The organism is Bacillus cereus group sp. BfR-BA-01523, from assembly GCF_022662615.1.
Lineage (GTDB): Bacteria > Bacillota > Bacilli > Bacillales > Bacillaceae_G > Bacillus_A > Bacillus_A mycoides.
This window is the reverse complement of sequence record NZ_JAKUDX010000001.1, coordinates 494,147-514,030: the sequence shown is the minus strand read 5'-3', so window position 1 is coordinate 514,030 and position 19,884 is coordinate 494,147. Positions and strand designations below refer to the sequence as shown.

Here is a 19,884-nt window from a genome sequence, read left to right as displayed (position 1 = left end):
ATAAAAGGAATATTAAGGTAAATGTAGAATTATAAAAGTATAATCTTATAGGAGTGGAGTGATAACAACATGATAAATCGAAAATGTTCAAGGTGTAAAGAAATAACAGGTACAATACATGGTGGTAAAAAAATAAATGAAGAATTTTTGTGTGAGGATTGTCTTCAAAAAGGAATTGCGAGCGGGGAAATCGAATTATCACAAGTGGAAGAAGAACAAACTTCGTATCTTTCTATAAAAATATTAAAAATAATGAGTGTTATTTATTTAATAGTATCTATTATAACTGCTTTTTCTGCTGGAGCACTTATACAGGATCCAGGGCTTGGTGGAATATCATTTTCAATAACAGGTGCAGTTGGTGTTATGATAATTGGATCGATATTCCAGTCTGTTCTTGTATTTTCAGGTATTTGGGTATTCATTCTGTTAGTCGAAACGGTTATTAAAATATATGAAAAAATGAAGTGAGTGAGAGGGAGAAATACATGCGAGTAAGGAACATTCAAGGGGAAGATTATGTTAAGGTTCATTCTGTTTTAAATGATTGGTGGGGCGGGAGAGACATGGCTTCCTTGTTGCCAAAATTGTTTTTCGTTCACTTTCAAGAAACGAGTTTTATCATTGAAGAAGATGGCGAAACGTTAGGTTTCTTATGTGGATTCTTTTCACAAACATATAAAGATGAAGCATATGTTCATTTTATCGGTGTAAATCCAAAGTATAGAAGAAGAGGAATCGCATCGACATTGTATTCTTATTTCTTTGATGCCGCTCGTGCAAATAACCGTAAAGTTGTAAAAGCAATTACGTCACCAATTAACAAAAAGTCGATACAGTTTCATCAAGAAATCGGTTTTCGAATTGAGGCAGGGAATGATGAGAGAGAGGGTGTATCGGTACATAAAAATTATGATGGGAACGGCGGTAGTAGAGTTTTGTTTTTGAAAAATGTGTAAAAGTAGGCTAGCTTAACGTTAGCCTTTTTGTTGTGAGGAGATAAAAGTATGGAGAGTAAACAAAGTAGAAATGAATACTTACGACGCATTTACAAAGTGCAAGATTATATTGAATCAAACATAAATGATTCACTTTCAATTGAAGAGTTAGCGGATGTAGCAGGATTTTCAAAGTTTCATTTTCATCGGATTTTTAAGGGGATAGTAGACGAGCCATTATCACGGTATGTAAACCGATTAAAGTTAGAAAGGGCAACAAATCTACTTACATATCGCACAGATATGACGATTACACATATTGCGTATCACTTTGGGTTTACAGATTCAGCAGTTTTCTCCCGCACATTTAAAAATTATTACGGTGTAAGTCCGTCTCAATATCGAAACGACAATAGCAAGAATTGCAAAGACGTAAGCGGAACTTCTCAATACAATGGGTATAAGAAGGTTCGAGGAAATGTTGAAATTGTAACAGCGGACGATATACACGTCGCATACATAAGGCATATCGGTACATATGAAGAGTTAACGATAGCTTTTCCAAAAATGATAGAGAAATTATTTCATTACGCAGCGGGGGAAAACTATCATGTATTTGAGGATACGAAAGTATTAACCATTTACCACGATCATCATGAATTTACTGAGGACAATCATTTAAGAACTAGTTTATGTGTAACAATTCCGAATGAGTACGCAGTAGAAACGAGCGACATTGGAATAATGGTAATACCTTCAGGCAAGTATGCGATAGGTCATTTTGAAATATTCCAAGAGGAATATAAAGGAGCATGGGATTTCTTATACGGTGAATGGCTCCCAAATAGCGGATATAAACCGAGAGATTCGTACCCTTTTGAAGTATATAGAAATGATCCAAGGCAGCACCCAGAAAATAAACATATAGTCGATATATATGTACCTATCGAACCTTTTTAATCATAGATTAAGGGGGAAGAAAGATGAAAACTGCTGAACAGTTAGATTGGACTATAAAAGAAAACTATAAAAATATAAATGGTGTATTAGTTGTACAAAAGGGTAATGTTACTTTTGAAAATTATTATAATGGTTACGGTCCAGATGATGCATGTCATGTAGCATCGGTCACAAAAACGATAATCTCTGCATTAATTGGGATATGTATAGATAAAGGATATATCAAAAGTGTTAATCAAAAAGTAATAGAGTTTTTTCCTGAATATAATATTAAGGCATCTGAAGTAACAGTTCGGCATCTACTTACAATGACAGCTCCATATCCTTATATAGACTGGCAGGAACCGTTAGAAGAACTATGTACACAACAGGATTGGGTGCAGTATACGCTAAATAGAATCGGACAAGGCGGAGAAATCGGATCTTTTAAATATTCATCTGCAGGTGCTCATTTACTATCAGCAATTATTACGAGTGTAACAGGGAAAAGTGCTCGTGGCTTTGCGAACGAACACTTATTTCAGCTTATTGGTATGAGAGGAATTCCAAACTACAATATGAAAGCATTTGGATTCGACGACTTATTCGGAAAAGATGTGAAAGGATGGGTTCAAGATCCAAATGGTATTTCGACAGGCGGATGGGGACTTACGTTAACAGCTAGAGATATGGCTAAGTTTGGACAGATGTATTTGAATGAAGGTATTCATAATGGAAAGGAAATTCTTTCAAAATCGTGGGTACAAGAATCAATAGCGATGAATTCAAATCAATACGGTTACTTATGGTGGTTACGAGAAGAAGATGGGGTCTTTTCATACTGTGCCATGGGTGATGGTGGGAATATGATTTGTTGTATTCCGGAGAAGGAATTGGTGGTGGTGATTGCATCTGAGATTATACCGGAAGCGCAGGATAGATGGAGATTAGTCAAAGAGTGTATATTTCCTTATTTAAAAGTTTTACAAAAGTTACAATAAGAGAAATAGTTAAACTTGCTATGTTCTACATAATTGAAATAAGTGCTGTGAGAACGGAGTCGTTCAACTAAGATTATAAAGCTTCAACACCTATACGATTATTGAATAATTGTAAGGTGTTGAAGTACTTAATGAGCTAATTAAGGTACATTAAACTGAAACACTTTTTTTAATTGTTAACTATTTTTTAACTTTTCGATGTATAAGATACATAATGCAGAGCGCAATTGCTAAAAAGATAAATTTAATTAACTCCATTAGGCTGGCATCCCACTTGTTGTGCAATCCATCTGTTAAAAAAAATACATTAAACATGCCATGTAAAATTGCGGGTGGTACTATAGAACGACCATACTCTCTCGTGTACGTCAAAATTATAGATAATATAAATAATAACGATAGATAACTTAATATTCCTACAAACCATAACTCATAGTTTTTATAAAAGAGTGCTACTGGTAAATGCCATAAAGACCAAAGTGAAGCTGTAATTATTGCGGTTTGTATTAATGAATATTTTTTTCGTAAATAGTAATGAAGATTCCCGCGCCAAATAATTTCCTCTAAAAATGCAGACAAAGCTGCAATTGTAAGACCAATGAGTAGGAGAAATCCCAATTCATCGCAGTGATTAAATAAGAACTTTATATTATAAATATAAAAATAGAAATGGAGACATAGACCTAGAAGTAGTGGGAATAAAATGGAGAAAATTAGTGATTTTAATGTTGGACGTGAAATGCCAAATGTATGGAAAATTTCTTGTTTCTTATATGCTTTTTGATATAAAATAACGGCTAACAACGGAACAACCATCGTGAAACCCAAATAACTACGACCATTTTCTATGTTTAGCAAAAAGATATAAAAGAACGATGTGAGAGAATAAATGTAAAATGTTGAATGATAAACTATGTTTTTATTAATATTTATCACCTACCTAAGTACGTATAATTTGTTAATCAAATATTGGATATTTTAATTATATATGAAATGGAAATAGACAGAATGAATATTTTCATATTGTTGATTCTAGTAATAGAGAAGGGGATTAAATTATATCTCTTTTTTTTGCTAGTATAGTAAGAGATAGAAAGAGACTTCACTAGATGGATAAAAGGCGTTGTTTGAAAGGTGAGGGTATGATGACAAAGTCTAATGTTGTAGAAATCATTTCAGCATTAGTAGCTATTATCGGTGTGTATGTACTAATAAATGCACCAGAAATGGGGAGTAAGGCAACAAGTGAATCTGTTGCAGAGCAGGGCGGTCATATGGATACAAGTACGTATTTAGCTTTATTACAAGGATACGGAAATTCTTATACAATTCTAGGTGCGATTTGTTTATTTATGGGGTTGCTCAGTTTAATTTCGATCATTTCAATTCAAGTATATAAAAGTAAATAGAGGTTGAAAAAACAATGCTCCTGCCAAATTGACAGGAGCATTGCTCGTATAAATAAGTATTTTCGTAGATGTGTACTTATCACTATGACTTAGTTGAAATATTTTTTAACCCCTCTTTATCGTCTTCATTACTGTCGAATTCGATAAAAAGTTATGTCACAAGTTGCAAATTTGGATGACGTTATATTAACTATAGAAAAAAATGAAAAATACCCGTAACTTTTTACAAGGGAAAATCGTTAAACAAAAGAAAAGGTTTTTAATCATGCGCTTGATTGAATGGGGGAAAAAGAATGAAGATTCTAATACTGGGCGGTACACGTTTTTTAGGAAGGGCTTTCGTAGAAGAGGCTTTGAATAGAGGGCATGAAGTTACATTATTTAATCGCGGAACAAATAATGAGATTTTTCCTGAAATAGAGCAGTTAATTGGTGATAGAAATGATGATGTTTCAAGTTTAGAAAATCGAAAATGGGATTTGGTCATAGATACATGTGGATTTTCTCCTCATCACATTAGGAATGTAGGAGAAGTACTTAAAGATAATATAAAGCACTATACATTCATCTCAAGCCTTTCCGTATATAAAGATTGGATTCCGTATCACATAAAAGAAGATTATATATTACAACCCGAACCATCAAGTGATCAAATAAAGGCTGTGGAGAATGGTGAAGTATCCCCTTATGAGTATTACGGTGCGCTTAAAGTATTATGTGAAAAAGAAGCAGAGAATTATTGGCCGGGGCGTGTTTTACATGTAAGAGCAGGACTTCTTTCAGGAATGTTTGATTATACAGATCGGCTTCCATACTGGATTCAGCGCGTAGCAAAGGGCAGTAATATGTTAGTTCCTGGTAGGAAAGACCGCCCAGTACAGTTCGTTGATATAAAAGATGTCGCAAGCTTTGGACTAAACATGGCAGAAAACAATAAAGTAGGTACATTTAATGTAACGGGTCCGAAAGATGAATTGACGATGGAAGAGCTATTAAATACGTGTAAAAAGGTTACAAATAGCGATGCTGCATTCGTTTGGGTTGATGAATCGTTTATGCATGAGAATAAAGTACAGCCATGGACGGAAATGCCATTGTGGCTTCCCGAAACTTTTGCATTAGAAGGTGAAACAGATCCGTGGAAAGGTGGATTCTCTATTAATATAGAGAGCGCAGTTAAAGAGGGTCTTACTTTTAGAAGGTTAGAAGATACTGTTTCAGACGTGTATGAGTGGATGAGAGAAACGAAAGATAGGGAATTAAAGGCAGGTATTTCAATTGAAAGAGAAAAGGTGCTGTTAGATAAGTGGTATGAAATAAAGAGAGGTTAAATAAGAATCCTATGAAAAAAGGACTCTGTCTATTGGTTAAACAGAGTCCTAATATTAGTCTACCACTCAATCGGATCTTCCCCGTACATTTCCCATAGCTTAGGAAACATCTTTTTCAAACCTTCTTCGTCATCTTCATCCCAGTCTAACTCGATATCAACTTCCTCAAATTCTTCATTTGATAAGACATGGTATAGTGTAAAGTATGTATCATCTTCATCCCCAGTCTTCTCCAAATATACTTCTTGTCCGAAATATAGCGTAAGTTCTTCTATTTCTGGAACATCATACTCGCTCAAATTTTCTAATACAGGAATTAACCGTTCTGGATCTTCAATACACGCTTCGTATGTTTCTTTTCCTTGATATAATAACCACCCGCGGAAGTAATCAAAACTATCATCCGAACAACCGCCCATAATTATATAAGCAGCCGCCCATAAGTGAAACGTATAGGATGCTTTTAAAATATGGTGCATATGTGTGTCAAAAGCTACAATTTCATGTACTGTACGTTTGGCGATATGAGAAGTGAGCCATTCTATTTGTTCTTCTTGGTCTTCGCCTTTCGATTTTGCACGAGCGATTATCTCCCAAAATTCTTCTTCTGTTATCGTTTTTTCTTTTATGTAATCTTCCCCTAGAATAGGGTCGGTATATCCTTTTTTTCGTTTGGAAGCGATTAGTTTGTTAGCTTCTTTTATGCATTCTTCTTCTGTTTCAAATTCTTTCGCTTTCACACTACCAGCTGTGCCAATTTTTCCGTAAAACACAACGTAGTCTCTATCTTTCACAACGATTTTCCAAAACTTATTTGATTTCTCAGTTTGCTGGATTAATAACGTTTCCATTCGTACCCCCATATTGCTTTTCTAGTATGCATTGTGATTGTAACATATGTATAAATACCTGTAATGACGAAAAGGTAAGTGTAGTTTTCGGAAAGTTCGAAAACCATTGAATGAAATAGAAAAATTTAGTAATCTTATTTGTACAGCAAATAAATAATAGTTTTGTAATGATACATTGGAGGGGTTTGTTGTGGATCTTACATTTAAAGTAGAGAAAACATGTTTTAATTACCGAGTCGGAGCAATTTGTAAACAAGGTAGTAAAATACTTATCCTTCAAGATGAAGGTGAAGAGTATTGGTACGTACCAGGCGGAAGAGTGAAAATGCTAGAAAATAGTGAAGATGCGTTAAAACGAGAGCTTGCAGAAGAACTAGGCGTACCTATTGAAGTGAAGAGATTAATATGGTCAGTAGAAAACTTCTTTACACTTTCTGAGCGAAAGTTTCATGAGATTAGTTTTTATTATGAAGTAGAATTGCATGAATTACCTGCAAATGGGGCGGATCAATATATTCTTGAAGAAGAAGGTAGAAAATATTTATTTAAGTGGGTGCCGGTAGAAGAGTTACATGCATATAACTTACAGCCAGCGTTTATAAAAGAGAAAGTAAAGGATGTATCAATTCATACAGAACATATCGTTTTACAAAAGTAATCGTGTTCGGAGGGCGAAAAGGATGAAGGGGACTAAAAAAGAGGTACATATAAATGACAAAGTAATTCATTATACACATATCGAAAAAGGTTCCAGTACGGTTTGCTTTATGTTTTCAGGTTCAGGATACAATTATGATAAGCCGTTATTGTATTATGCAACGATGCTAATGCTTGAAAATAAAATAGATGTAGTACATATTCATTATTCCTACGATGGGCAATTAATGGAAAAACCAATGGAAGAAGTAACAAAAGTAATGATGGATGATATTAATCCTATAATGAATGAAGTATTAAAAAATGGGCAATACAACAATGCAATGTTTTTAGGAAAATCACTCGGAACAATCCCGATTGCAAATGATTTAATGAAGAGAGAAGAATTTGCACAGTCAAAAATGATACTACTTACACCTTTACTAACTTTTGATTCGATTTTTGATTCTATCTTACATAGTCGTCACGAAGGGATTTTAGTAATTGGGGATAAAGATCATCAATACAATGCAGGTCAAATTGAGCAATTAGATCAATCGAATTTAAAAATCGAGGTTGTGAAGAACGCAAATCATTCTGTAAATATTGGGGAATTTGAAACGGAAAATTCAATTGAAGCTATAGCGAAAGTAATAGAACAACTTAAAGAAGTTGTAAGGATAAACTAATTTAAGTTTCAATACATGCAAAAAGAGGTGCAATTTGCACCTCTTTTTTATTTAATAAGCCTTCAAAACATGAAGCAAATAATCTTTCCGATTTAGCGGATTAAAGTCAACACGTTTTCGAGTAGGGAAGGGAGCCGTCAGCTTTGTGAAACCAGTTGGCTTTGTTATAAAGATACCTTCTCCTTCAGTAAATGAATGGAGCATTCGTTTAAAATCCTCTATTTTTGCAACAGGTAATGATCCTGTTAAATGGTAAGAATCATTATGCAACGTAGGCTCTGCAAAAGTTGCTGGAATAGCAGCAAGCTTATACATTGCGGTACTAATTGCGTGCTCCGGTACAGTTAATTCGAACTCGTTTACTGGTTCAAATGCACATGTTTCAGCGTGCTTTAAAGCATCCATTAAAACGAGTGGTGTTAAATTTCTAAAGTCACTTGCTGTTGTAACAGGGCTTGCATAACCAGTATGTGTTAACGTGACGATAATGTCCGTAACTTCCCATCCGTACAAACCTTGTTTTAACGATTGAAATACAGTATCTTCAATCGCTTTATGAAATGCTAAAGGCAATGATCCAAGCTCAACACCTAACTTATATGTTATGCCAGAATTCAGTTCACCACGTTCAACTTTGAAGCCGATTGTCGCGTAAAATGGATTCGTTTTTTCTCCCATTAATTCAGCAGAATTCCCAATGCCAATTGGTTTCTCAATACATACAACCCGCGTATTTGAGAAAGTAACCTGCAAATTATATTTCTCAAAAAGTGTTGTTTCAATTACTTCTTTTTGTACTTCCCCGAAAAGGCGAATATATAGTTCATTATGAATATCATCTTTCCACACTTTAATGAGCGGATCTTCTTCACATAGATCCATAAGTGCAGCGTATAGATCATGAATTCGTTCTTTTGGTACTGCTTCAATAGCAGCTTCCATTTGTGGTTCGGCAAAGTGAATATCTTTTATATAATCCGTCTGTTCACCGATAATATCCCCAATTTTAATATCACTCAGTCCCCACACTTTACAAAATTCTCCGCTTTGAACGGTCGAAGCCTGAACTGCAGTTCCATTATAAAACATGCACATTTTTTTAATCTTTTCCTTATGTGGTAGAGACTCTCCACGCTGTATATCAACATATTTTCTAACGTGTAAACAACCAGAAAATAGTCTTACGTAAGCAATCTTTTCGCCAGAAGATTCACGTTCAATTTTAAAAACAACACCGGATAATGTTTCATTTTGTGCCGATTTAGTAGCTGGAATTAAGGCTGAAATATTTTTAAGTAATTCAGTTACTCCTATACCTGTCATTGCTGAACCAAAAAAGATAGGAAACACATTTGCTTGCAGTATTTGCTTTTCGAGTTCTTTTCTTAATAGTGCATCCGGTATTATTTCGTTATTTACATATGACTCAAGCAATGATTCGTTAAATGGTGCTAACAGTTCCATACAACCGTCATAGGATTTATATTCAATAATCCGAGCGTCCTTTGTACCTTCGTTTTCTACAAAGTAGAAGGGGCATGCTTCATTTGAAAGAAGCTCTTTTATTTGTTTCACAACTTTTTCAGTATTTGCGCCACTACGGTCTATTTTATTAACAAATAATATTGTAGGTATGTTTAATTTCTGTAATGTCTGCATTAAAATCTTCGTTTGTGCTTGCACACCTTCAACGGCAGAGATAACTAAAATTGCACCGTCTAAAACGCGGAATGATCGCTCCACTTCAGCGATAAAATCAGCATGTCCAGGTGTATCAATAACATTTACTTTTAAATCATCAATAAAGAAAGAAACGACAGATGCTTTAATCGTAATTCCGCGTTGTCTTTCTAGTTCCATTGAATCGGTTTGCGTATTGCCACTATCAACTCGGCCAACTTCTTGAATCACATTCGTTTCAAAAAGAATACGCTCAGTCAAACTCGTCTTGCCAGCGTCTACGTGCGCGACAATCCCTATATTTATTGTTGTCATATATAAATATCCTCATTTCATTTTCCATTTTCATATCCTCATTTCTATTTGTGTATTGCCGCATTACAATCACTCTCCAGTCATTTGAATTATTACTATTATAATGTAATTTACATTTTTTGTAACGCGACAAAGCGCCTTAATTTGGAAAAAATAAAAATGAAAACAAAATGCTTGCATTCTAAATCGATATAGATTATATTAATTGACATATCAACTATTGATACATCAAACATTTTTAATTTGGATGTAAAGGAGGGGTAATTTGACAAGTTCATGCTCAAAAGAAGCAATAATTTTATATAAATTGCACTTCCTCAATAAAGAAGTAAGTTCGAAGTTTGAAGGGTGTACGGGTATGAGTCAATCTAGACTAGAGCTTATACTTCAGTTATATGAAGTAGATGAAATTAGTCAAAAAGCACTTCAGCAAGAAGTGAATATTGATAATGCAGCGATTACGAGGCATTTAAAACAGCTGGAAGCAAATGGAATGATTACAAGACGTAAAAATCCAGATGATAACAGAATTACGTTAGTGTCTCTTACGGAAGAGGGGCGAAATAAAATTCAAGTGTATCAAGAGGAAAAAGAGCGTTTCGCTACTTCAGCATTTAAAGGATTAAGTGAAGAAGAACGCGACAATCTTTTAACGATGTTAGACCGCATTCAAGAAAATATAAAAGAACTTTAAAAAGGGAGAATACAACTATGACTAACTCAGTAAAAACAAATGATTTTAACGAAATTTTAACAGGACGCCGTTCAATCCGTAAGTACGATCCTTCAGTGAAAATTAGCAAAGAAGAAATGACTGAAATTCTTACAGAAGCAACACTTGCACCATCTTCAGTAAACATGCAACCATGGAGATTCTTAGTTATTGAAAGTGACGAAGCAAAAGCAACACTGGCTCCACTTGCAAAATTCAATCAATCTCAAGTAGAAACATCTTCAGCGATGATTGCTGTATTTGGTGACTTAAAAAACTTTGATAACGCAGAAGAAATTTACGGTACAGCAGTAGAGCGCGGACTTATGCCAGCTGAAGTAAAAGAAGATCAAATGAAAAAACTTTCAGGTTACTTCTCAATGGTTACACCAGAAGTAATGAAAGATACTGTACTAATTGACGGTGGTCTTGTAGCGATGCAATTTATGTTAGCAGCACGTGCTCACGGCTATGATACTTGCCCAATTGGTGGATTTGAAAAAGACCAAATCGCAGAAGCTTTCGGATTAGATAAAGAGCGTCACGTACCAGTTATGTTAATTTCAATCGGAAAAGCTGCTGACAGTGGTTATCCATCAGTACGTCTTCCAATTGAAAAAGTTGCTGAGTGGAAGTAATTTTATAAAAAAACAGAAATAAGTGAGATATGAGAGGGGAAACACCATGATTATTATTCACGCAATATTTCAAGTAGATCCAGCAAAACAACAATCGTTTTTAGAAGAAATTCAGCCATTACTTCATGGTTCAAGAGAAGAAAGTGGAAATGTATCTTACGATTTATATAAAGATACTGAAAAAGAAAGTGTTTATACGATGGTAGAAGTCTGGAAAGATGAAGCAGCAGTTGCGAATCATAATACGAGTGAACACTTCACATCTTTCGTTAGTAAAGCATCACAGTTTTTAACTGCTCCGCTTGATATAAAGGTTTATAGCGGTGAACTAGTAAAATAATATGGTTATAGAAGATGACTTTGGCGTATGCTGAGGTCATCTTTTTTATTTACTTATATTTAATTGCATGTTAATGTATACTTAATTTTTTAATATCTCTACCAATGGAAAAAGAATATACAAGCTATATGGAACTCTTTGTAGAGTATTGCTTCTTTAATTGTTCATGAGTATATCTTTGTTTTATTAATATAGAATGAAAAAAGGATACGTTAGAGCTAAACGATTAATGGGTAGCATGTTAATAAAAAATTACATGAGTTTAGTAAAAAGTTATAATTTATTTTTAAGGGTGTGAAAATATAATGAAACCGGTATTGAAAAGCATACTTATTTCCTTTGCTTTTTCTGCAGTAGGGATGTGCTGGTTGCTGTTCATGTTATTTAGAGGAGGCGGAGACTGGTTATTGTCTTGGGTAGGTGTATTAATGGCATATTTATCTTTATACACTTTAATAGATTTATATTGTAAAAATACATACGAAAAAACATTAAATATAGTGCTTATAAAATCAACAGTTACTACCTTTAGTTTTGGAGTATTAGGAATCATATTTGGTATAATACACGAGCTATTAACACCATGGAGTCTCAGTTTAATGGTTTGGTATTGGTTGCTAACTCTACTTTTATTTTTAACGACCATAATATTATTAGTTAGTTTAGTATTTGTAAATCGTAAAGATCAAAATTTCCCCAGGGTATATAGATTACTTATACTTCTAAATTTACTTCTTACGTTAGGACCAGTATTGTGGCCACTATTTCTTACTATTATTGGAAATGGCATGAACGCTAGTGCAGGATGGTAAAAGTGAATGAAATAAAAAGTTGATATAGGGTTTTAAGTATGTAAGAGAACGTGTTTTGATAAATTGAAAACACGTTCTTTTTTATTGTTAATCTTAATATGAACTCCTTAAATTTATAAGATAATTCGATTGGGAAAAAGATATGTTACTGGAACAAACATATATGTACCTTTGAAACGAACACAATTAATGAATCATCTTAAAAATAATAAAGACGAGGTGAAATGAAAATAAGGGCAGTTAAGTGGCTGTCCTTATTTTATATGCCCTTTTTATTTTCATGCATAGCTCTTTCTCAGTTTATCGTATCAAAATTTGAACGTAAGTATTTCGTAAGGAATGGATAAGAAAAAAGAGAGTTTTATCATATAGGATTAAAGTATAACTTGAATTAATCCGATATTAATAGAGAAGAGGGAGCCTTATGAAAAAATGTAATTCAATTAAGTTAGCAAGTTTAGCAATTTTATTAGCGGGTACTACTCTATTCACACCAGGTTTTACTGTGAAAGCAGAGTCTGTTCAAAATTTATCTAGTCCGTCACAATCACATGATCAAAAGAATCGGAATGGTTGGAAACAAGTAATGCAGGAAACAGTACAGCTTGGAACCCCAGGAATATTAGCGAAGACGTCTAACAATGGAAAGATTAGTAGTTATACTGCTGGCGTCGCGGATTTAAATACAAAGAAAACAATGAAATCGGATTATCGTTTTCGGATTGGGAGTGTGACGAAGACTTTTACCGCTACGACTGTTCTTCAATTAGTAGGAGAAAATCGCGTGCAACTTGACGATCCAATTGAAAAGTGGCTACCGGGTCTCATTCAAGGTAATGGGTATGATGGCAATCAAATTACGATACGTCAACTTTTGAATCATACGAGTGGTATAGCTGAATATTTAAAGTCAAAAGACGCTGACATAATGAATTCGAGAAAAACGTATACAGCAGAAGAAATAGTGAAAATAGGACTTTCTCTACCTCCAGATTTTTCACCAGGTAAGGGATGGCTGTATTCAAACACAGGATACGTAATATTGGGAATGCTTATTGAAAAAATAACTGGAAATAGTTATGCGGAAGAAATTGAAAAGCGAATTATTGAACCTTTGGATCTGTCAAATACGTTTTTACCAGGGAATTCACCCGTTATTCCAGGAAAGGATCATGCTCGTGGTTATATGAAAATAGAAGAAACAAGTGAATTGAAAGACATGACGTATTATAATCCAAGTATAGCTAATTCAGCTGGAGATATGATTTCTAATGCGGACGATTTAAACAAATTCTTTTCATCTTTACTTGGAGGTAAGTTACTGAAGGAAAAGCAGCTAAAAGAAATGCTTACTACAGTTCCTACAGGGATTAAAGAACTTGGCCATGGATATGGTCTTGGAATCTATGAGACTAAGCTTCCAAACGGTGTTTCAGTTTGGGGGCATACAGGAGGGATTCCTGGATTTACCACTTTTGCTGGGGGAGCAATTGGAGGCAAACATACATTGGCTATTAGTATTAACTCTTTAGGTGCGATTGATATTAATACGCAGTTTAATAAAATGATGCAAATTGAATTTAAGAAATAGATGAAAAGAAAGCGAATGAGATACTGCTTTAAAGGACAGTATTAGCATTCATGGTATGGCAGCAATCAAGTATATGTAGAACATAAATACGGATACAAGTATAATTCAATCTTATAGTCTAGTATAAAAAAGATGTCAGTTGCATGATATCTTTTTTATTTTGGATCAAAGAGATATATTATTAATTTTGAAAATTGTTATTTTTTTAATTATTCCATATAATAAAGGGTATAGGGGATATACAGGGGAGTTATGAATGGATAATACTTTAGTTAGTTAATTATTTTTGTTTTAATAAATAAAAGTAAATTGATGTGGAGTGAAATACATTGGAACAAAATCACTTTAAATGGAGTAACAAACAATTACGAGAACATGTCGAAGTAGTAGATGGTAAGAGAAGCCCACATATTTTATTAAAGAATGCAACGTATTTAAATTCATACTTGCGTGATTGGACAGTAGCAAATATTTGGGTATATAATGACCGAATTGTATACGTAGGGGAGAAATTTCCAGAGCAATTAACGGATTGTGAAGTTATTGATTGCGATGGAAAGTATGTAGTTCCTAGTTACATAGAACCGCATGCACATCCATATCAATTATATAATCCAGAAACTTTAGCAAATTATGCGATGCAATTTGGGACAACAACTTTTATTAATGATAATTTAACTTTATTTTTCACGTTACAACGTGAAGAAGCATTTCGTTTATTAGATGAATTTGAAAAGATTCCGGCAAGTATGTATTGGTGGTGTCGTTTTGATGGACAGACTGAACTACAAAATGGGGAATCTTTATTTAATAGTGAAGAAATAATGGAGTGGCTGAAGCATGAAGATGTTCTTCAAGGCGGCGAGTTAACAGCATGGCCAAAACTATTAAATGGCGATGATGAGATGTTAAATTGGGTACAGGAAACAAAGCGCTTAAAGAAAAAAGTAGAAGGTCATTTTCCCGGTGCGTCTGAATCAACGTTAGCGAAGTTAAAGTTACTAGGTACTGATTGCGATCATGAAGCGATGACGGGGCAGGAAGCATTAACACGTCTTATGCAAGGTTACACCGTTACTCTTAGAAACTCTTCTATCCGTCCAGATTTAGAAGTTTTACTGAAAGAATTGCTGGAATTAGGTGTCAAGCAATTTGATAGATTCATGTTCACAACAGATGGTTCACATCCGTCATTTTATGAAAACGGAATGACGAATAGGATGATAGAAATCGCGATAAAGCAAGGGATACCAGTAATTGATGCCTATAATATGGCAAGCTATAACATTGCTCGTTATTATAATATGGAGCATTTACACGGCGCGATCGCGACAGGAAGAATTGCAAATATTAATATTTTGGAAAGTAAAGAAAATCCGATTCCAATAAGTGTAATTGCAAAGGGGAAATGGGTGAAGCGTGATGGAGTAAATAAAAATGAATCCTTACTTATAGATTGGAGTAAATTCAAAGTAACTCCATTATTATTAGACTGGTCTTTAAAGAAAGAAGATATGATTTTTTCTGAAACAACAGGTATAAAATTATTAAATGATGTTATTTCAAAACCATATGTAACTGAAATCGACTTAAACGGTGAAGAACTTTCTATTGAGCATGATGAATGTTTCCTTATGATGATTGCTCGTGATGGCACTTGGCGAGTGAATACAGTTGTGAAAGGTTTTGCGAATGGATTAGGAGGTCTTGCTAGCTCTTATTCCGGTACAGGTGACATCATTCTTATTGGAAAAAGGAAAGAAGATATGCTTACAGCTTTTCATAGAGTAAAAGAGCTTGGCGGGGGAATGGTAATAGCGGAAAGAAATGAAGTGTTACACGAAATTGCATTACCATTGCTCGGGATTATGTCTAATTTGAAAATGAGTGAATTAATACAGAAAGAGAAAAAAATGGTGGAATTACTACAAGAGCGAGGATACACTTATAATGATCCAGCATTTACGATTTTATTCTTTTCTGCGACGCACTTGCCTTTTATACGGGTAACACCTATAGGATTATATGATGTGAAAAGTGGTAAGGTACTTGCTACGCCGATTAAATGTTAAATATAAATCCCCTATAAAAATCAATTTTATAGGGGATTTATTATTTACAGCATAAGAATAGAATTACCTCAAAAACAAATAATATAGTATCTAAATCATTTGAGGTGATACTTAAATATGAAAAAACTATTGTATGTTTTAAGTGTATTTATTTTGTGCGTATCTATACAGCATGTGGTACATTCTCAGTCAAATGCACCAAGCTTGTCTTCGGATTGTCTGGAAGAAAGTAAAATACGTGATGAAAAGTATGTGAAAAACATAATGAATGACATAAAATCAACGTTTAATTTAAATATTGATGAAAATAGTTTTATGGAAGTCAGTAAAAGAGACCTAGAGGCTGCGCATTTGATGTATGGTGGAAGGGAAAATGATTCTTATTATAATTCGCTAACTAAAGTTTATGATAGTGGTGGATATAGGGGAGAGCCTAGATTATTTGTGAAGGCGCAAGAAGCATTTTTACTTTATAAAGAAATAGACGATACTAATGTAATGAAACGCTTAAACCTTGAAAAAGGGGAATGGATTGTTACCGAAACGAAAAAGAAGCAAGGGAAAATCGTGGAATACAGACCATTACAATGTGAAAAAGATTATCTGAAAAAGAGAAATGAATACCATAATATAAAATGATGTAACGAAAATCTTGAATGGGAAAGTTTTCGTAAATAAATGTAAATTGGTCGATAGAAATCACTAGTAAGTTCGCCATAAAAAACGTCATTTTCATCATTGAAAATGACGTTTTTTTTATTCTTAAAGCCTTTGCATCGCACTCTCAATCCTCTTTGCCAAATCAGCTGACACTTCATGGAAATACCCCAAAACTATCTTTCTAATATCATCGGAGATAACTTTCAAATCACTAGCTAAGTTTTCGGCAAGATGTTCTTTTTCTATCGGTTGTAACTTCGCATAAAATTCACCAGGCTGCCCAAAGTCGTCTTTCTTAGTTATAGAAGCTCTTTCAAGTTTTCCTTCAACGTATCTTCCGTCACCGCTAGTTGCTTGATTAGCAGGTGCCCAATTTTGCTGTTGGTTGATCGTTATTTTACGAAATTCAGGTCCAATTCTTCTTCTTTGAGAATCGCTATAAATGTTAGCACGCCCTTGCAGCATTTTATCATCTGATAGTTCTGCACCGTCTAGTAAATTAGAAGGGGAGAAAGCGACCTTTTCTACTTGTTCTTTATAGTTTTCAGGATTTTTATTTAATACCATTTTGCCTACTGGTATAAGAGGATACTCCTTTTCATCCCATACTTTTGTATCATCTAAAGGGTCATAAGAAAGGTGTGTTTCATCTTTAGGATCCATGAGCTGGACATATAAACCATATTCCACTGCTTTACCAGCCTCAATTGCATCGTATAAATCTTTCCCGCTATAATCAGGATTTTCGGCGGCCAGTTTATTCGCTTCCTCACTAGTAATGAATTGTACACCTTCAAATGGGTACCAATGATACTTTACATACTTTCGATTACCGTGAGCATTTCTCCAAACATATGTATTTACACTATGTCCTGGGATGTGGCGAAGGCTTTTTACCGTACCGGCATTAGAGTATAAACGGACAACAAAGTGAATGGATTCGGGTGCTCTAGCGACAAAGCTCCAAAAGCTATTAGGGTCTATTAAGTTATTTTTAGGTGAAGGTAACAACGCTTGAATTGTTTCAGGGAAACGCATTGGATCACGAACTGAAAAAACAGGAATGTGATTACATAAAAGATCGAAAATGCCTTCATTTGTATAAAATTTTGTAGCAAAACCACGTACATTTCTAGAAGTATCAGGTGTTCCTTTCGTACTAACAGCTAATGAAAATCGAACCATAACAGGAATTTTCTCATTTGAATTTTGTAAAAAGCTTAGTTTTGTATGTTCAGACATCGGATATATCGTTTGAAAATAACCGAATGCACCAAATCCTTTTGCATGAACAGGTCTTTCTAAAATTTTTTCGTGAATAAATTCTTGTAACGCCTCGTGCAGTACATTATCTTGCTTTAAAATAGGTCCACGTGAACCAACTGTTTGAGAGTGAAGTTTAGCTTGTTCATTACGTTCTCCATTTTCATTAAAGCCTTTTCCTAGTAAAGATTGTCCCTGTTTATCATAGTTTTCATCCATCGATATAGCCTCCAAATCTTTTTTTCCATTGTTACTAAATATGATTTTATAGCCTTGATTATGTATGACACGCAAAGTTCAAAATAGTAATAGACCGCTAGATGAAAAAAACGTGTATGTAGTGGACCTGTTGAAATAGAAGAAATTATGGAAAAATGAATATCGGGAAGAAAATTACTATTAAAATTACAATCTTAAAAATGAATTTATACATGACTTTATAGAGAATGAACATAAATAAACAGGGAAAATAACTAGGAGGAATTTAAAATGTCGGATTGGTTTCAATTAGATAAAGAATATATGATGCCTACGTATTGTCGTACGAAGGTTGCAATAGAAAGAGGAGAAGGGTGCAAGCTTTATGATGTGGATGGTAAAGAGTATGTAGATTTATTTTCTGGTGTCGGAGTGAACGTATTAGGGTATAATCACCCGAAAATCGTGCAAACGACAATGGAACAAGTTACGAAATCTCTGCATCTCCCATTTCATTTTTTAAACCCAGTTGCGATTGAGTATGCAAAGAAATTAGTTGATTGCTCTTTAAAAAATGGAAAAGTCTTTTTTACAAACTCTGGTACGGAAGCGACAGAAACAACGTTGAAATTAATTGATAAATATAGAGCGAATACGCATGAGGAACGTGAAGGAATCGTAGTGCTGAAGAATAGCTTCCACGGGCGTACGTTAGGGGCACTTCATTTTACGAGACAAGAAAGTGTATATCAAAATTTCCCTAAAACATCGATTCCAGTATATGAAGTAGAGCGCGAGAATATAGAGCAATTAGAAGAAACAATTGTTAAAGAAAATCCAATTGCGATTATGCTAGAGCCTGTATTAGGTAGCGGGGGGATATACCCTTTATCGGGTGAATATTTACATGGTGTTCAAAACTTATGTGATAAATATAATGTCATTCTTATCGTTGATGAAGTTCAAAGTGGTATGGGGAGAACTGGTAAACTATTTGCTTATCAAAATTTCAATATTACACCGGATATTATTCAAATTGGTAAGGGAGCAGGAGGCGGGATACCGCTTGGCGGAATTATTGTAGGTGAAAAGTTATGTGATGTATTTGCACCAGGAGATCACGGCACAACGTTTGCTCATTCTTCAATGGGAACGGCTTTAGGGTTAACGGTTTTAAATACATTGATTGACGATGGTTTAATGCAAGAAGCGTATGAAACGTCATACTATCTAAATGATAAATTGCAAGAAATTCAGAAAGAAAATTCTTATTATATTCAGGAAGTACGCCATGCTGGTATGATGTTTGGAATTAGTTTGAATGATACGAATGAAAATGTGAAGAAATTACAGGTAGAGCTAATGGAGAAAGGGATGTTAGTTGATGTTACACAAGGGAACATCATCCGTTTACTTCCTCCATATATAATTACTAAAGAAGAAATTGATGCATTTATTTATGAATTTATCTCCTGTATTCATAGCTTATCCGCTATTGCAAGTGTTTAAAAACCTTTTATGAAAAATCACCTTATTTTTAATGCAAATAGGAAGAAAATAGTGGTAAAAAAATAAATTTACGTATAAAAATAAAAAGCTGAAAAAGGTACTCATATAGCGCCTTCTTCAGCTTTTTAAAATAGTAAATTACTTAATCTAGGAAGCATCTCGTTGGACAAATAATTAATTATGTGAAACAATAATAACAGATAAGGAGACGTTGCTTTTCCTTAAGTGCTTCGTATTGAATTTATTCTAGTAAGAGAAGGTGTGCTTAAAGAAGTTAAATTAAATAAGGGGCTGTTTTAC

Annotated in this window: 20 protein-coding genes; 16 read left to right on the top strand and 4 right to left on the bottom strand. The window is 34.2% G+C overall.

Features of this window, described 5'->3' with window-relative positions:
• Positions 1-69 precede the first annotated feature (69 nt).
• The 4 genes from MR066_RS02680 to MR066_RS02665 are packed head-to-tail and all read left to right on the top strand — an operon-like array spanning position 70 to position 2,878.
• Positions 70-471 (top strand): DUF3980 domain-containing protein, encoded by a 402-nt coding sequence (locus MR066_RS02680; protein WP_085311783.1) that lies wholly within the window; start codon positions 70-72, stop codon positions 469-471.
• A gap of 17 nt (positions 472-488) precedes the next feature.
• Entirely contained in the window at positions 489-959 is a 471-nt protein-coding gene (locus MR066_RS02675) for a GNAT family N-acetyltransferase (RefSeq protein ID WP_242245885.1), read from the top strand.
• Positions 960-1,007: 48 nt separating this feature from the next.
• Positions 1,008-1,898: an AraC family transcriptional regulator gene (locus MR066_RS02670; protein WP_242245884.1), complete on the top strand. Its 891-nt coding sequence runs from the start codon at positions 1,008-1,010 to the stop codon at positions 1,896-1,898.
• Between the two features lie 23 nt (positions 1,899-1,921).
• Positions 1,922-2,878 (top strand): serine hydrolase domain-containing protein, encoded by a 957-nt coding sequence (locus tag MR066_RS02665; protein WP_242245883.1) that lies wholly within the window; start codon positions 1,922-1,924, stop codon positions 2,876-2,878.
• A 180-nt stretch (positions 2,879-3,058) separates the two neighbouring features.
• Here MR066_RS02665 and MR066_RS02660 read toward each other — a convergent pair whose 3' ends face one another.
• Positions 3,059-3,814, bottom strand: a complete 756-nt coding sequence (locus MR066_RS02660; RefSeq protein WP_242245882.1) for a CPBP family intramembrane glutamic endopeptidase — start codon at positions 3,812-3,814, stop codon at positions 3,059-3,061.
• 173 nt (positions 3,815-3,987) lie between these two features.
• Here MR066_RS02660 and MR066_RS02655 point away from each other — a divergent pair, with 173 nt between their 5' ends.
• Positions 3,988-4,287, top strand: a complete 300-nt coding sequence (locus tag MR066_RS02655; protein WP_044443198.1) for a hypothetical protein — start codon at positions 3,988-3,990, stop codon at positions 4,285-4,287.
• Between the two features lie 293 nt (positions 4,288-4,580).
• Positions 4,581-5,618 carry an SDR family oxidoreductase gene (locus MR066_RS02650; protein ID WP_242245881.1) on the top strand — a complete coding sequence of 346 codons (1,038 nt, stop codon included), beginning with the start codon at positions 4,581-4,583 and terminating at the stop codon, positions 5,616-5,618.
• A 59-nt stretch (positions 5,619-5,677) separates the two neighbouring features.
• Here MR066_RS02650 and MR066_RS02645 read toward each other — a convergent pair whose 3' ends face one another.
• A complete protein-coding gene (locus MR066_RS02645; RefSeq protein WP_242245880.1) occupies positions 5,678-6,469 on the bottom strand; it encodes a DUF4240 domain-containing protein in 792 nt (263 codons plus the stop codon).
• A 190-nt stretch (positions 6,470-6,659) separates the two neighbouring features.
• On the opposite strand from MR066_RS02645, the gene MR066_RS02640 reads away from it, so the two are divergent.
• Both MR066_RS02640 and MR066_RS02635 read left to right on the top strand, forming a co-directional pair.
• On the top strand, positions 6,660-7,127 hold the full coding sequence (locus MR066_RS02640; RefSeq protein WP_242245879.1) for an NUDIX hydrolase: 468 nt from the start codon (positions 6,660-6,662) through the stop codon (positions 7,125-7,127).
• Positions 7,128-7,149: 22 nt separating this feature from the next.
• Positions 7,150-7,794 carry an alpha/beta hydrolase gene (locus MR066_RS02635; RefSeq protein WP_242245878.1) on the top strand — a complete coding sequence of 215 codons (645 nt, stop codon included), beginning with the start codon at positions 7,150-7,152 and terminating at the stop codon, positions 7,792-7,794.
• A gap of 51 nt (positions 7,795-7,845) precedes the next feature.
• On the opposite strand, the gene MR066_RS02630 is transcribed toward MR066_RS02635, so the two are convergent.
• On the bottom strand, positions 7,846-9,789 hold the full coding sequence (locus MR066_RS02630; RefSeq protein WP_242245872.1) for an elongation factor G: 1,944 nt from the start codon (positions 9,787-9,789) through the stop codon (positions 7,846-7,848).
• A 265-nt stretch (positions 9,790-10,054) separates the two neighbouring features.
• Here MR066_RS02630 and MR066_RS02625 point away from each other — a divergent pair, with 265 nt between their 5' ends.
• The 7 genes from MR066_RS02625 to MR066_RS02595 all read left to right on the top strand — a co-directional run bounded on the left by MR066_RS02625 (position 10,055) and on the right by MR066_RS02595 (position 16,593).
• Entirely contained in the window at positions 10,055-10,483 is a 429-nt protein-coding gene (locus tag MR066_RS02625) for a MarR family winged helix-turn-helix transcriptional regulator (RefSeq protein ID WP_000204168.1), read from the top strand.
• A 17-nt stretch (positions 10,484-10,500) separates the two neighbouring features.
• On the top strand, positions 10,501-11,139 hold the full coding sequence (locus MR066_RS02620; protein WP_242245870.1) for a nitroreductase family protein: 639 nt from the start codon (positions 10,501-10,503) through the stop codon (positions 11,137-11,139).
• A 46-nt stretch (positions 11,140-11,185) separates the two neighbouring features.
• Positions 11,186-11,479 (top strand): putative quinol monooxygenase, encoded by a 294-nt coding sequence (locus tag MR066_RS02615; RefSeq protein ID WP_242245869.1) that lies wholly within the window; start codon positions 11,186-11,188, stop codon positions 11,477-11,479.
• A 305-nt stretch (positions 11,480-11,784) separates the two neighbouring features.
• Positions 11,785-12,291 (top strand): DUF3902 family protein, encoded by a 507-nt coding sequence (locus MR066_RS02610; protein ID WP_242245868.1) that lies wholly within the window; start codon positions 11,785-11,787, stop codon positions 12,289-12,291.
• 424 nt (positions 12,292-12,715) lie between these two features.
• The gene (locus MR066_RS02605) at positions 12,716-13,882 is read left to right on the top strand and encodes a serine hydrolase domain-containing protein (RefSeq protein ID WP_242245867.1); all 1,167 of its coding nucleotides are present in this window, start codon (positions 12,716-12,718) and stop codon (positions 13,880-13,882) included.
• A gap of 329 nt (positions 13,883-14,211) precedes the next feature.
• Positions 14,212-15,954, top strand: coding sequence for an adenine deaminase C-terminal domain-containing protein (locus MR066_RS02600; protein WP_242245866.1), 1,743 nt, complete (start codon positions 14,212-14,214; stop codon positions 15,952-15,954).
• 117 nt (positions 15,955-16,071) lie between these two features.
• Positions 16,072-16,593 (top strand): hypothetical protein, encoded by a 522-nt coding sequence (locus MR066_RS02595; protein WP_242245864.1) that lies wholly within the window; start codon positions 16,072-16,074, stop codon positions 16,591-16,593.
• Positions 16,594-16,716: 123 nt separating this feature from the next.
• On the opposite strand, the gene MR066_RS02590 is transcribed toward MR066_RS02595, so the two are convergent.
• Positions 16,717-18,096 (bottom strand): catalase, encoded by a 1,380-nt coding sequence (locus MR066_RS02590; protein WP_242245863.1) that lies wholly within the window; start codon positions 18,094-18,096, stop codon positions 16,717-16,719.
• A gap of 270 nt (positions 18,097-18,366) precedes the next feature.
• Here MR066_RS02590 and MR066_RS02585 point away from each other — a divergent pair, with 270 nt between their 5' ends.
• Positions 18,367-19,584, top strand: coding sequence for an aspartate aminotransferase family protein (locus tag MR066_RS02585; protein WP_242245856.1), 1,218 nt, complete (start codon positions 18,367-18,369; stop codon positions 19,582-19,584).
• The last annotated feature ends 300 nt before the right edge of the window (positions 19,585-19,884 follow it).